Source organism: Elusimicrobiaceae bacterium (genome assembly GCA_017520185.1).
Taxonomy (GTDB): Bacteria; Elusimicrobiota; Elusimicrobia; order Elusimicrobiales; family Elusimicrobiaceae; genus Avelusimicrobium.
The window spans coordinates 199,655-214,048 of sequence record JAFXGO010000008.1 but is presented as its reverse complement, the minus strand read 5'-3'; the positions used below and the strand labels follow the sequence as shown (position 1 = coordinate 214,048).

Annotated in this window: 8 protein-coding genes and 1 pseudogene; 5 read left to right on the top strand and 4 right to left on the bottom strand. The window is 41.6% G+C overall.

The window, feature by feature from the left end; all coding sequences use genetic code 11:
• Nucleotide 1 precedes the first annotated feature (1 nt).
• Nucleotides 2-1,444: a PTS transporter subunit EIIC gene (locus IKL48_01615; GenBank protein MBR3603380.1), complete on the bottom strand. Its 1,443-nt coding sequence runs from the start codon at nucleotides 1,442-1,444 to the stop codon at nucleotides 2-4.
• Between the two features lie 28 nt (nucleotides 1,445-1,472).
• Entirely contained in the window at nucleotides 1,473-3,953 is a 2,481-nt protein-coding gene (gene ptsP / locus IKL48_01610) for a phosphoenolpyruvate--protein phosphotransferase (protein ID MBR3603379.1), read from the bottom strand.
• Nucleotides 3,954-4,076: 123 nt separating this feature from the next.
• Between ptsP and IKL48_01605 the strand changes: the two genes are divergently transcribed.
• From IKL48_01605 to IKL48_01590, 4 genes are all read left to right on the top strand, one after another.
• Nucleotides 4,077-4,553 carry a type II secretion system protein gene (locus IKL48_01605; protein ID MBR3603378.1) on the top strand — a complete coding sequence of 159 codons (477 nt, stop codon included), beginning with the start codon at nucleotides 4,077-4,079 and terminating at the stop codon, nucleotides 4,551-4,553.
• Between the two features lie 57 nt (nucleotides 4,554-4,610).
• Entirely contained in the window at nucleotides 4,611-6,158 is a 1,548-nt protein-coding gene (locus IKL48_01600) for an FAD-binding protein (GenBank protein ID MBR3603377.1), read from the top strand.
• Nucleotides 6,159-6,217: 59 nt separating this feature from the next.
• Nucleotides 6,218-6,784 carry a hypothetical protein gene (locus IKL48_01595; protein MBR3603376.1) on the top strand — a complete coding sequence of 189 codons (567 nt, stop codon included), beginning with the start codon at nucleotides 6,218-6,220 and terminating at the stop codon, nucleotides 6,782-6,784.
• Between the two features lie 91 nt (nucleotides 6,785-6,875).
• Nucleotides 6,876-11,906, top strand: coding sequence for a PAS domain S-box protein (locus IKL48_01590; protein MBR3603375.1), 5,031 nt, complete (start codon nucleotides 6,876-6,878; stop codon nucleotides 11,904-11,906).
• 72 nt (nucleotides 11,907-11,978) lie between these two features.
• Here the strand turns inward: IKL48_01590 and IKL48_01585 are convergent, their stop codons facing one another.
• Nucleotides 11,979-12,398 carry a peptidylprolyl isomerase gene (locus tag IKL48_01585; protein MBR3603374.1) on the bottom strand — a complete coding sequence of 140 codons (420 nt, stop codon included), beginning with the start codon at nucleotides 12,396-12,398 and terminating at the stop codon, nucleotides 11,979-11,981.
• Between the two features lie 226 nt (nucleotides 12,399-12,624).
• Here IKL48_01585 and IKL48_01580 point away from each other — a divergent pair.
• Nucleotides 12,625-12,756 (top strand): annotated as a pseudogene (locus tag IKL48_01580) (prepilin-type N-terminal cleavage/methylation domain-containing protein).
• Between the two features lie 443 nt (nucleotides 12,757-13,199).
• Here IKL48_01580 and IKL48_01575 read toward each other — a convergent pair.
• Nucleotides 13,200-14,303 carry a GMP reductase gene (locus IKL48_01575; GenBank protein ID MBR3603373.1) on the bottom strand — a complete coding sequence of 368 codons (1,104 nt, stop codon included), beginning with the start codon at nucleotides 14,301-14,303 and terminating at the stop codon, nucleotides 13,200-13,202.
• Nucleotides 14,304-14,394: the final 91 nt, after the last annotated feature.

Here is a 14,394-nt window from a genome sequence, read left to right as displayed (position 1 = left end):
ATTAATGTAAATATTTTTTTACTTCATCAGAGATAAGTTCTGCTTCAGGTCCGATAATAACTTGCACCGCACCGCCGGCAGATTTAACGACTCCGCGTGCACCGATGGCTTTTAAAGCGGGGGTGTCAACGGCGTCGGCATTAACTACTTCTACACGCAAACGAGTGGCACAGGCATCAATGGTTTTGATGTTATCTTTGCCGCCCAAACCGCGCAAATATTGCGCACCGCGGCTGTTGTCGGCGGGTTCTTGCGTTTCGGCTACAGCGGCCGTTTGCGGCTCGGTAGCAGCAGAAGCAGTGGCTTCTTGTTTTTCTTGAGAGGGTTCTTCTTCACGTCCGGGTGTTTGCAAGTTGAATTTAAGAATGGTCCATTTAAACAAGATGTAGTAGACCAATGCATATACCACGCCAACGGGGATTAAATACAATCCGTTTTTGCCCAAACCATAACTGAGCAGATAGTCAAATAATCCGGCGGAGAACGTAAAACCTAACTTTACGTCCAATACGTTCATGACTACCATAGAAAGACCCGTTAAAATGGAGTGTAATATATATAACGGGAAAGCCAAGAACATGAAAGAAAATTCAATCGGTTCTGTGATACCGGTCAAGAAAGAAGTGAAAGCCATAGATAATAACAAACCGCCGATGGCTTTTTTACGGGTGGATTTAGCCGTAGAAATCATTGCCAATGTAGCAGCCGGCAAACCGAACATCATAATCGGGAAAAAGCCCGCCATAAAAGGACCGGCCATAGGGTCACCGGCAAAGAAGCGGGTTAGATCTCCATGTACAATGGTGGTGACACCTTCTTTAATGACTTCGAAATCGCCAAATTGGAACCAAACCAAATTGTTTAAGATGTGGTGTAAGCCCACCGGAATTAATAAGCGGTTGGCTAAGCCGTAGAAGAAAAGGCCGATATTGCCGGAGGTAATGGTCCAATCACCAAAAGCACCGATGACGCGGGCAATCGGAGGCCAAATGAAGTAAGAAATGCCGGCAATCAAAAGACAGGTAGCACCGGTGGCAATCGGCAGAAAGCGGCGTCCGCCAAAAAAAGCCAAATAAGAAGGGAGTTTGATGTTTTTATATTTGTTGTATAAAAGACCGGCAGTCACACCGACAATAATACCGCCAAAAACACCCATATCAATGGAAGGGTCTAATGTCTTAAGAGAAGCGGTTAAGATGATATATCCCACATAAGCAGCTAAAGGGGCAGCCCCATGATTATCATCGGCAAAACCAATAGCCACACCTAAGGCAAAAACAAGCGCGATATTGGTAAATACCGCTTGCCCTGCCGCAGCGATAAAGGCGATGTCTAATAAATCCGGCTGGCCCAATCGCAGTAAAAGACCCGCGATGGGAAGAACGGCAATAGGTAGCATAAGGGATTTGCCCAATTTGACAAGTCCCCGACCGAAAGACTCCATCATTTTTTTCATATGAGTAGTTTCTCCTTTAATTAACAGCAAATGTTTGTTTGACTAAAGCACGCACCTGTGCTGATGACTGCAAATTGAGCGCTTGTTTAGCAGCAAGGACGCAATCTTTATGTTGTAAGCTGCGCACACGTGCCTTAATGGAGGCAATGCAGGCAGCCCCAACGGCCAATTCTTTTACGCCCAGTCCAATCAGCAGCGGTACGGCTTGCATATCTCCGGCAATAGCTCCGCATACGGCAACGGGCTTGCCATGCTTTTGCGCACCTTGACAGGTAAGTTCGATGAGGCGAAGCACTGCCGGATGCAAAGGATCGGCTTGGGCACAAAGAGTTTTGTGACCGCGGTCAATAGCTAAGGTGTATTGAGTCAAATCGTTGGTGCCGATGGAAAAGAAGTCTGCGTGTTGGGCCAATTGCTCAGCTAACAAAGCAGCAGAGGGCACCTCAATCATCACGCCTATTTGAACGGGCGCTTGAATGCCTAATGCTTCTTTTTCTTGTTCTATTAATTTCTTATATTCCAAAAATTCTTCCACAAAAGCGACCATCGGCAACATAATGCGTAAATGTTGAGGACAAGAAACTTTCAACATGGCACGAATTTGTTGAGAAAACAGTTCTCGATATTGCTGATAATTGCGCACTCCGCGCAACCCTACAATCGGGTTTTCTTCTTCCGGCAAGGGCATATAAGAAACAGGTTTGTCTCCGCCTACGTCCAACGTGCGCAAAGTGGCAGGTTTGCCATTCATGCTTTGCAAAATGCCTTGATAAGTGGCTTGTTGTTCCTCTAATGTAGGGGGGGTGTTTCTTTGGAAGAATAAAAATTCAGTACGCACCAAACCCAGCCCGTCGGCTCCGTTGGCGGCACAATCTTGCGCTTCCTCTTGTTTTCCGGCATTTCCTTCTACAAAGATTTCCACGCCGTCTTGTGTTTTGGCAGATTGGTGGGCTAATTTTTGATTTTGTTCCTGTTGTTGTTGTTGAATCTGCAACAATTTAGACATTTCTTCTCTTACTTCTTGAGAAGGATCTGTATAGAAAATGGCTTTTGAAGCATGCAAAATAATTTCCGTACCGTCCGTAATATCTAACACATTTTCTCCGGCACTGACGATAGAAGCAATGCCCATATTACGCAGTAAAATAGATACGTGCGCCGTAGGAGAACCTTCGGAAAGGATGACGCCTTTTACTTTGCCTTGAAATAAAGATAAGTCTGAGGGAAGTAAATCGGTAGCAATCAATATACAATCTTGGGTAATGGTGCAGGCTTTTCCGGGTCCGCACAACTGAGCCAACAAGCGTTTGCGCACATCTTTAAAATCAGAAATACGCTCCATTAAAAAGCGATTTTTTGTTTTTTTCAGCACGTCAATGCTGGCGCGAATGGCTTCATTTAGCGCGGCAGGGGCACTTTTGCCGGATTGAATGCCTTCTTGGGTCTGTGAGAGTAAGAAAGGATCTTGCAGAAGTTCTTGGTGAGCGCGCAAAATTTCTTTCGTGCAGGAGGTGGCTTTATTTATTTCAGCCTCAATTTCTTGTTTAACCGCTTGCAATACTTGAGCAAAGCGTGTTTGCTCTTGTTGAGCATTATCGGCGGTTTCTTCAAAGGAAAATTGACTGTCTGAAAATTGACAGGCTTTGCCGAAAGCAATACCATCGCAAGCCGTTAAGGCTCCGGTTTCGTTTTCATCTTCTGCTTTGGTTTCTGCGGTTTGACCATGAATATCTTCACCTAAACCGTTTTCAATTTCGGTAATTAATTTTTCCAACACTTCTGCCGCTTGCGGGGCCGAAGCAGGGGCACGCAAAAACACTTGGCTACCTCTGTCTATGGAAAGGCCCATAATGGAGACTAAACTTTTTACGTCGGCGGTGTTGTTTTCTTTTACAATTTCAATGGGAAAAGAATGGGCTTTGGCTAAAGAGGCCAACTTTCCGGCAGGACGAGCATGCAAACCGTTGGGGTTAAAAATGGTGACACTGCGAGAGGAAATCCACTCAGTAGTCTGTGGCTGAACAGGGGCATTTTCTCCGTCAATGCCGGGTACGGAAAATACAAAAGATTTGCCCGCTTGCACCGGCCCTGCCGCAGCAGGAACAACGCTGGCTCCGTCCGGAGAGGTGACAATCATGATGATTAAATTGCTGGGTGCGTTTTGGGTAATAAAGTTTAAGTCAAATTCGGTTAATTTATCTCCGGCTTTTACCGTTTGGCCTGCTTCTACCAATGCGCGGAAGCCTTGTCCTTTCAAGTTTACGGTTTCTACTCCTACATGGATAAGAACCTGTAAGCCTTCTCTTTCCACTACTACGGCATGTAAGGCTTTGTGTACGCTGACGACTTTTCCATCAAAAGGAGCTACGGTAAATCCGGCGGTAGGTTCAATGGCAATACCATCACCCAACATACGTTCACTAAAAGCTGGATCCGGCACTTGCTCCAAAGGCACTAAATTTCCATCGGTGGTAGACAAAACTTGAAAGTTTGGCATAATCTCTCCTAAAGTAAATCTCTCTCTATTATAGTATATTCCTATCAATTTTAAGCAAAAAGAAAATTTGAATTTCTGCTCAAAAACCTATATACTTAAAAAAGAATAAAAAAGGAGTTAGTTATGCGAATTTTAAAAAGAAAACAAAAAATGGGTTTTACACTTACCGAATTGATGGCAGTGGTGGTTATTATAGGTATCATTGCCGGTTTGGCATTGGGCTCTTATCGCAGTATTACGGAAAAGGCTGTTTTTAATGAGGGTTTAGGCATTGCCCATGCCGTAGCAGCTGCGGCAGATGAGTTTTATTATGAATATCATAAAAAACCGGAGAATTTAGAAGACTTGGTTATAGATGTCAAAGACATTACTTTCGAAGGAAATGATATATCGGCTACGCGTTTTACGGGGCAATTTACACCGGATTCTTCAGTAGTGGTAAGCTCTCGGGATTATCCTTATTCCATTACAGTTTTTATGCAGTATCACAGTCAGCAGTCAGATGTTTGTACCGGACGAGATGCCAAAGGAGATGGTGAGAAATTTTGCCAATCTTTAGGTTATACGGATTGTACAGATCAAGGCTGCAGCAAAGAATAATTTTTTCTTTCTAGAAAACCCCACTCCTTTGAGTGGGGTTTTTCATATAATATAGGTATGAAAATATTGCAAACGGATTGTTTGGTGATCGGTGCCGGAATTGCCGGTGCGGTGTATGCCTATGAAGCGGCGAACAAAGGTTTAAAAGTGACCTTGCTTGCTTGTAAAGATTTGAGTGTGGCAAACAGTGATTTGGCTCAAGGGGGAATTGTGTATGAGCCGGATTTAGATATGGAATCTTTGTTAAAAGATGTACGGTTGGCTACTGCCGGTCTTTGCAACGAAAGTGCGGTAAGAGAGCTCTCTTTGGCCGGTTGCGCTGCGGTAAAAAAGATTTTTTTAAATGAACTTAAAACGAATTTTTCCCGTAATGAAAAAGGGGATTTGCTTTTTACTAAAGAGGGAGCCCACACTACCAACCGTATTATTTATTGGAAAGATACTACCGGACATTCTTTGCTTTCTTCCATTCAAAAATCATTGCAGAAAAATGCAAATGTCACTATTTTGACACATACATCTTCCGTTGATTTATTAACACTTTCCCACAGTTCTAAAGATATTATGGACAGATATGCTCCGCTTACCTGTTTTGGGGCGTATGTGTTAGATAATAAAACCGGAGAGATTTTTGCCATTGTCGCCAAGAAAACAATTTTGGCTACAGGCGGTGTGGGGCAAGTCTATCGCCACACTACCAATGCCGCCCACAGTTATGGGCATGGAATTGCGATGGCTTATCGGGTCGGGGCACGTGTAATGAATATGGAGTTTGTGCAGTTTCATCCTACCGTATTTGCCAAAGGTAAAAATTTTTTAATATCAGAAGCATTGAGAGGAGAGGGGGCTGTTTTACGCAATGTAAATGGTGAGGCTTTTATGCCTCAATATCACCCCTTAAAAGACTTGGCCCCGCGTGATGTGGTTTCTCGTGCTATAGAAGAAGAACGTTTGAAAACATCGCATGATTGTGCCTATTTGGATATCACCCACGAACCGGCCGAACATATTAAACAGCGTTTCCCGTCCATTTATGAAACTTGTTTGAAAGAAGGGGTGGATATTACAAAAGATAGAATCCCCGTAGTGCCGGCCGCGCATTATTTTTGCGGTGGGGTATATGCTGACGTAAAAGGGCGCACAAATATTTTGAATTTGAATGCTATCGGGGAAACGGCTTGCACCGGATATCATGGGGCCAATCGTTTGGCCAGCACTTCTTTGTTAGAAGCAGTGGCGCACGGATATTTGTGTGCGGCGGCCGATGCTGAAGACATCTCTCAACAAACTTTTCACTTACCGGAACCAAAGGACTGGGTTATGCCGACGGCCTCCCCTGACTTAAACTTAATTAAGCAGGATTTGGCTACGTTAAAAAGCACCATGTGGAATTATGTGGGGCTGGTGCGCAGTGATATTCATTTGCGCAGAGCGGAAAAGATTTTGCGCCACTTGCATAATGAAATAGATATTTTCTACAAAGGGTGTGCATTGAATCAGGAATTGCTGGATTTGCGCAACGGTACTCAAACGGCACTATTGATTACATATGCAGCTTTAAAAAATAAGCAAAGCATCGGTTGTCATTTTATTCGATCAATATAATCTGATTTTCTGCTTGGAAAAAGGATAAAAAACAAATATCCTTTGTTAGAGGAGAAAATATGAAAAAATCATTATTGTTTTTGCTAAGTTTTTTAAGTGGCTGTTCTTTTTTCTCAAATATTTCACAAGGGGTTTCTTATAAAATGCAAACTCAACGTGAAGAGCCCTATTACTTGAGTGTAGATGCTAAAAAGGTGCAAGATACCTGCCCGGAAAACGATATTTTAAAACAATATTTTTGCGGAAAAGAACAGACAGATGGCTTTACCTGTTTTGATGTGTATATGGTGCAAGGCCGCCCGGCCGATAATCAGGAATATACCCTGTTGCAAGAAACCGTTAGTTTGCAGGCCGTCAGTCCAGAACCGCAATGTCCTGCGGGCATGAGCCCTTCCTGCGACTCTTTTTTAAAATCTTTGGGTAATAACTTGGAATTTTCTTGGTATTTGGTTGACTTTCCTTCCTCTTCTTTTCCGCAGTGTCAAGAAACCTACGACTGCAAACGGGTGGACTGCTATTTGCCGTCACAAAACGAGTCTGAATCTACCCTTGTTTCCTGTGTTTACAAAAGAAATCAAATCTTTTTTGTCGGCTCAGATGTTGTGTGCCGTCAAAAAACATATTGATTTTATCTTGCAAGAATAGCGGTAATTTATTAGCATATAAGGAACACCGTCCTAATCAAGACGGTGACTACGCGCGCGCGAGGGTATCGCTATGGTAAAAAAATTATTTTCTTTCTTTTCTCAATCCCAAGATTTTTCTGAAAATGTAGAACAATTACAGTCTTTTTTGCAACTGTTGCCGGTGGCAACGTGTCTGTTAGACAGACAGGGAAATGTTTTGTTTGCCAACGACAAAATTGCCTCCGTATCCGGTTTTGAGGCACTGAATTTGGTGGGAAAAAATATTTCTACCTATGGTTTAACCATGACGGATATTGAAGCACTGCTGCAAAAAAACTCATCGGAAAAATTGCTGAAAGAGATGGTCACCAAAGATATTGAATCGGTTCACATGAACGTGGCTGCTTCTGCCATTTCCGATAAATATATTTTGCTCAGTTTTGACGAAGTACCTCAGTATAAAGAAAATTCATATCAAAAACATACCAATTTATCTTTGGTTAACAATTATCCTTTTGCCGTTAGCGTACAAGATAAAAAAGGTGTTTGTGTGTCTTGGAACAAACATGCAGAAGATTTATTTTTCATCAATGCGGCAGTGGCCATCGGTAAAAATATGAAAGATATTTTGCCGCGTGAATTGACGGCAGCTTTGGAGGTGTTGGACCAAAAAGTAAGAAAAAGCCAACAAAGTACGCAAGGCCATCAAATGAGTTTTAAAAACAATCATGGAGAAGAAGTGACTTTGTCTGTATTGAAAGTACCTTCTTTTAATCAAGACGGAGAGCTGATTTCGCTGTTAACAGTATTTGAAGATATTTCTGCCAGAAAAAAGGAAGAAGAAGAATCTTTGGAAAAGCGTAATTTGTTGCAGGCTATTGTGGATAATATGCCTTTGGGTATGTATGTGCGTACACCGGAAGGGCAATTGACTTTTTTTAATAAACAAGCGCGGGATATTTTTTCTGAGGTGAATCTTAAATATAGCAGTGTTCCTAATCCCAAGCAGGATCCTGAGGTTGTACGTCAGTATGCCTTGCGCGAAAAACAAGCATTGGAAGATGGCAAAATTATTGATTCTCCCGATGAAGTTTATATAGATTCCAACGGTGCTGAAAAAGTCTTGCATATTATCAAAGTGCCTATTAAGTATCCGGGGTTGGATCCGGTGGTTTTGACCTTAGTAGAAGATGTGACACAAAAAAGGGAACAGGAGCGGGAAATTACCAAAGCAAACGGCTTTTTGTCTGCTATTATTGATAATGCTCCTATCGGTTTATATGCTCGTACCAGATATGGCAAAATGCTCTTGCATAACAAAAAAAGTGAAGAAATTTGTGGAGTATGCAGAGAAGAAATAGATGAAAATGGCTCTTTGGAACATGAAACGCAAGAGCAGAGAGATAGTTATCTTTCGCGCGAAGCCAAAATTTTGGAATCCGGAAAAATATTATATATACCGGAAGAAGAATATATTGATGGAAAAGGAAAAAAACGCTTTTTGGAAATGGTAAAAGTGCCGGTGAGCGATTCGGAGGGAAACCCTGAATTTGTTATTACGATGGTAAGCGATATTACGGAAAGTAAATTGCAAAAGGAAAAGATATTAGAAGTACAAAACTTACAAAGAGCCATTTTAGATAATGCCCCGTTGGCCATTTATGCACGTGGTTTAGACAAGGAAGTTTCTTTTAGAAATAAAAAAGCAGTAGAAATGTTTGAAGAAGAAGAATTGGGCGTAAGTCAAAATGCTAAATATTTGGAAAGAGAGAGAATTATGTTCTCCAACGGCCAAGTATTGGATATTCCGGAAGAAGAATTTGTGACGGCCTCCGGCAAAAAAATATTGCTGCATTTAATTAAAGCACCTATTTTTGATAAAGAAAACAAACCTTACATTGCTTTGACAATTGCCGAAGACATTACTCAAAAGAAACAACAGGAAGTGGAAATTCATAAAGCCAAAAACTTCTTGCAAAACGTGGTGGATAATTTGCCGGTGGCTTTATCGGTTAAAAATAGTGCCGGACAGTATATCGTTTGGAATAAAAAGAGCGAAGACTTGTTTGGTGTAATGGCAAAAGATGTAATTGGAAAAGAGAATTATCGCACCGATATCAGTGCCGAACAGGCCGAATTTATGCGCGATGCCGATAAGCGAGTTTTTGATAGCAGACAAGAACTTAATATCGCGCAAGAATTAATATCTACTCCTACCGAAGGAGTAAAAATTATGCATACGGTAAAAACACCGTTGTATACCGTTCAAGGTGAGCCGGATTATTTGTTAAAAGTTTCGGAAGATATTACCGCAAAGACCAAGATGGAAAAGCAAATACGGGAGTCCGGAGAGAAAAATTCCCTCTTGGTGGAAAATGCCCGCGAAGGAATTTTGATTTTGGAAGATTCCGAAGTAATTTATGCTAATAAATCTTCCTGTAAAATACTTGGATATGAATTGCAAGAAGATATTTTGCATAAGAAATTTGTGGATTTTGTGGCCTCAGAACATCAAATTTTCGCCCAAGAAAAATTTGATGCGGTGTTAAACCGTTTGGAACATTCGGACGAACCTTCTCAACTTCATTTTGTTAAAAAAACGGGACAGCCTATAGAATTGGAAATGACGGCTATGCTGTCAAAATATTTAGGCAGAAGAATCGTAATCGTATTCTTGCGTGACGTCACTGATACGAATAGAACTTTGCGTGATTTGCGCAGCGATCGGGAAAAATATAAACATATTTTTGAACTGGCGCTAATGCCTGCGTTTGTGCTCAACACAAAAGGATATATTTCTACGATGAATAAAGCGGCGCGAGATTTATTCTGTTTGACGGAAAATGATCGTAATTTTTACCGCAATGTTTATGTGCGCCCTGCTTTGACTTTAGATGTCAGACGCAAGTTAAGCCGCGGAGAAATGGCGGAAATGGATTATGTGTTGGATTTTGATAGAGCAGCCAAAAAATTCCCCTCACGTATTCATGCAACCGGCAAAATACATCTACATTTGACATTGACCCCTTTTAATTGTCGTGATACAAAAGAAGGGCTGATAGAAGCCGATTACTTGGTAAGCGTAGAAAAGAAGGACGCTTCTTCCGGCAAGCCACAACCGCCTACTTCTGCTGTTTTGGCTTCTGCGGCGGCTACTAAAAAAATAGTGTTAAAGCCGCTCCCTCCGCAAGAAGTGACGTTGCCCAACACCGAGCCTTATGTCATTTGCTCGGAACAATTTAAAATTACCGATTGTAATGACTTATTTTGTCACTTATGTCAGTTGGGAAAAGACGAATTAAAAGGGCAAGAAATTATCAAACTCTTTAACCAAGAAAGCATTCCTGAAATAATGGAAAGTTTGAAATCTTTGCCCAAAGTCGGGAATTTTGAAAACAGAGATCTCAATATTCATGTGGCCAGCGGATTGGAAACGGTGCCCGTCAGGGTCAATGCCATTTCTTTGAAAAACGGAAAATATGCTTTTATTTTCCGCAATATGGCCTATCAAAAACAATTAATGGATATTTTGCAGGAACGTTCGGCTCAACTTCATGCCTTGTTGGAAGCGACGGACGGGGCCGTTTTTTCCATTAATTACGAAAACGACGTTTTCGGACGTATTGAACAAACAAATAAGTTCCTTGCCGAGCTGATGGGGTATGGCCAAGAAGAACTGTTGTCCATGTCTTTTGAACAACTTTTTATATCTAAAAACAAGAAAAACAAAGATAAAGTAAATCATCAGTTTGATAAAGCGGCGCAAAGTTTGCGAAGTATCGGTCAGGCCCGCTTTGTGGCAACTTTGTTTACCAAAGACGATACGGAACTTGAAGTGACGGTGACATTAATACCGCTGGATATTCCGGGTAAAAATTCGCTGATGGTGCTTCTGACGGATTTGTCGGATATGATCGCGCATATCTCTCAAAACTCCAAAGAGGCTTTGGAACTGCGTAGCATGCGCCAACTATTGCCTGGTTTGTATTTAAAAACAGATAGAAACGGTTGTGTGAAAGAAGTGACATCCAATCTGCCTTATTTAAACGCAGAGGAAGCAGCCTCTATCTTTTTAAATAAAACACCCACGCAATATTGGTCTGAAGATGCGGCCAATAAAGCAATGGTTGCTATCAAAGAAGCCTTTAGTGTAAATATTAATACAACCTTTGATTTTGAGTGGAATATTAAGGATAAACATCACTTTTTTGAAGGATTATGCACGCCGATTAGCGGACAAGAAGAAATGGTTATATGGATTAAAGACGTGACGGACCGCCGCCAACACGAAAAGAATATTCGTGAGCTTTATGCCATCAGTAATGAAAACAGAGGCGAAATTACGGAGCAAGTGGACCGAATTTTGAATTTTGGCAAAAAAGTATTTAAAGCTGGTGTCGGTATCGTGATGCGTTTTAATGACTCCAATGCCAAAGAAATGACAGTGGTGTATGCCACCCCTAGTCCGTTCCAAATTGAGCGATATATGGTGTTTCCGGTGGAAGAATGTTTGTTTGATGTAAAAGATGATAATGTGGTAGTTTTCGGCGATTTAAAACATAGTGCCTGCTCTCGCTGCATTCACAAAGAGAAGGGTTTCCAATCCTTGATTGCCGCTCCGCTATACGTGGGGGGAAAAGTGTCGGGTGCGTTGTGTTTTGCTTCGGCCGAGCCGAGAGCCCATTTTGCAGAAGGAGCTGAAGAATTGGTAGGCATTATGTCTCGTATTTTAAGTCTGCGTATTGAACTGCGTGAGGCCAGTAAAACATTGGGAGAATCTTCTCAAAGTTTTATGCGCACCTTAGAGTATGTAGACTTGCCGGCGGTGGTATTGGATTTGAATTTCCGTGTCACTTTTGCTAATAATGTGTTCCTTTCCGGTACGGGGCGCAACAGACGCACTACAGAAAACAGAGAATTCTTTAAAGAGTTTATCCGCAGTGCCGATGAAAGCAGACAGATGTTCAAATCTTCGGAAAGTTTGGCTTCAGGCAATGCATTCCAAGTGAAAATGGACTTAGTAGATGCGCGTGGAAAATATACTTCTACCCATTGGGATGTCTTTTTGATAAAAGACATTAAAGGCAAAGTGGAAGGATATGGCTTGATAGGAGTGCGTTAATTAAGCACCCTGTATTAAGAAGTGCTTTGATAAAAAAAGCCCGCCTTAAAGCGGGCTTTTTGATGAAAAGATTTATTTGTTAATTTCTTTAATTTCTACTTCAAAGGTCAAATCTTTACCGGCTAAAGGGTGATTGAAATCCAACGTGATTTCTTTGTCGGTAATCTCTTTGACGATGGCGCGGAACGTGTGGCCGGCATTGCTGGCACCCACCATATCGCCTACTTTTAAGTTTTCAGCTCCGCCTACGGCTTCTTTGGGTACGCGGCGGATGGCTTCTTGCAAAACGGGACCATAGGCTTTTTCGGCTTTGATTTGTACAGTCTTTTTATCTCCTACGTTCATAGAGGCTAATTCTTCTTCTAAACCAACGATAATCTGCCCTGCTCCGTGCGTATATTCCAACGGACCGCGACCGGCAGAAGTATCTTGAATTTTGCCATCTACGGTTAAGGTATAATCAAATTTTACTTTGTCACCATTGTTAATCATTTCTGTCTCCTTTGTCGCAGATTATAATCTGCGAAGTATGATTTATTCTAACATTTCCGAAGGTCTTTGTGTTAAAAGAGCGATATTTTATACCTTAAAAAATAAAAAGAAGATTTGCTGTGTCTTTCTTAGGGAAACTTGAAAAAATCTTGACTTGGTTTTTTTTTTGTTAAATTTTTTCTATGAGGAAAAAATTAACAAAAAAGGAGTTTTGGATATGAAAAAAATGTCTCAACGCAATATCAGCGGTTTTACGCTGATTGAGTTATTGGTAGTGGTGCTGATTATTGGCATTTTGTCTGCGGTGGCTTTGCCGCAATACCAAGCGGCAGTAGAAAAATCTCGTACGGCCGAAGCATGGGCGACTATCAAGGCCATTAATGATGCTTTAGCTATTAAAAATATGGAGATGGGGACGGTAAGTCAATATTATCCCTTTGAGGAATTATCTATCTCTTTTACGGATGAGAGCGGAAATCCCGCCAGTGGAGAGTATTATAAAACAAAGCATTTTAATTATCGTATAGATCATACCACTATCTCCGGCGGTGGTAGTTTGGCTTATCGCAGAAATGGAAGTAATGACTTTGATTATCCCAATTTAAGTATTTTTAACGGGAAGCGTCATTGTATGTCTCCGGATGCTTCTTTATGTAAAAAACTTGGCTTTTCCAAAGCCGGTACTAGTTGTACTTCCGGCTCTGGACCGTATGTGTCAACTGGATGTTATGTAGAATAAACATATTTAACCACATGCAAAAACCCCTGCGCTGTGCAGGGGTTTTTACATGCATTTTATGTTTATTCTTCACCGAATATATTGTTTAACTGTCTGTTAACGCGGTAGAATGTGGCACATTTGGGCATATCTTTTAAGCGTTTTGCACCGATATAAGTCATACAACTGCGCAATCCGCCCAAAATAGACAGCAAGGTGTGTTCAATCGGTCCTCTGAAAGGAATTTCTACCACTTTGCCTTCGCTGGCGCGATATTTTTTCATACCGCCGTAATGGGCTTCTTGGGCATATTCGGAACTCATGCCATAGAATTTTTTGTATTGTTTTTCCACCAATTTCATGGCACAGGAGTTTTCGTCAATCAAGTCCACTTCTCCGGTTTGAAAATGTTTGGTGCATAATTCTCCGGCGCTTTCCTCATGGCCGGCCAACATACCGCCCAACATCACAAAATCTGCGCCCGCACAGAAACTTTTGCACACATCTCCCGGTACGGTGCAGCCTCCATCGGCACAAACCATACCGCTGACGCCGTGCGCTGCATCGGCGCATTCAATAACGGTGGAAAATTGCGGTCTGCCTACGCCGGTTAATTTGCGGGTGGTGCAGACAGAGCCGGGCCCGATGCCCACTTTTACAATATCCGCTCCGCTTAAAATTAAGTCTTCGCACATATCGCCCGTCACTACGTTTCCGGCCATAATCAACGCTTGCGGCCATGCGGCACGAACTTTTTTGACATAATTGACCAGATACGGAGAATAACCGTTGGCCACATCAATACAAATATTGTTGGCTAAACCGCTATCCATCACTGTTTTTAACTTTTCAAAATCATTATCGGATACGCCGGAGCTGATAAAAATTAAATCATTGTTTTGGTTTTGCTCTGCGTTTTGTTTCAAGAAAGTTAACAGTTCTTCTGCAGAATAATGTTTATGCAAAGCGGTAAATAGTTTTTGTTTTTGCATTTCTTGGGCAATCTCTATGGTACCGGTAGTAAACATATTGGCAGAAACAATGCCGGTGGCTTCTATTTCTTTCGGACACCACTTAAAGGTGTATTTGCGGATAATGTCTACTTGAGAGCGAGAAGCCAAAGCAGAGCGTTTGGGACGTAAAAGCACGTCGCAATAATCTAATTGAATGTCATCTTGAATGCGCATATATACTCCATGCTAAAAAATTTACTTCATCATTCCATTGGATATAATAGCAAATTTGGCTTTATAAAGCAGATGACGGAAGCATTTAAAT

Excerpts from the sequence above, each read along its gene's own strand:
- IKL48_01605 (MBR3603378.1), top strand. The coding sequence starts at position 4,077 with ATGCGAATTTTAAAAAGAAAACAAAAAATGGGTTTTACACTTACCGAA.
- IKL48_01595 (MBR3603376.1), top strand. The coding sequence starts at position 6,218 with ATGAAAAAATCATTATTGTTTTTGCTAAGTTTTTTAAGTGGCTGTTCT.
- IKL48_01590 (MBR3603375.1), top strand. The coding sequence starts at position 6,876 with ATGGTAAAAAAATTATTTTCTTTCTTTTCTCAATCCCAAGATTTTTCT.
- IKL48_01600 (MBR3603377.1), top strand. The coding sequence starts at position 4,611 with ATGAAAATATTGCAAACGGATTGTTTGGTGATCGGTGCCGGAATTGCC.
- ptsP (MBR3603379.1), bottom strand. The coding sequence starts at position 3,953 with ATGCCAAACTTTCAAGTTTTGTCTACCACCGATGGAAATTTAGTGCCT.
- IKL48_01585 (MBR3603374.1), bottom strand. The coding sequence starts at position 12,398 with ATGATTAACAATGGTGACAAAGTAAAATTTGATTATACCTTAACCGTA.
- IKL48_01575 (MBR3603373.1), bottom strand. The coding sequence starts at position 14,303 with ATGCGCATTCAAGATGACATTCAATTAGATTATTGCGACGTGCTTTTA.
- IKL48_01615 (MBR3603380.1), bottom strand. The coding sequence starts at position 1,444 with ATGGAGTCTTTCGGTCGGGGACTTGTCAAATTGGGCAAATCCCTTATG.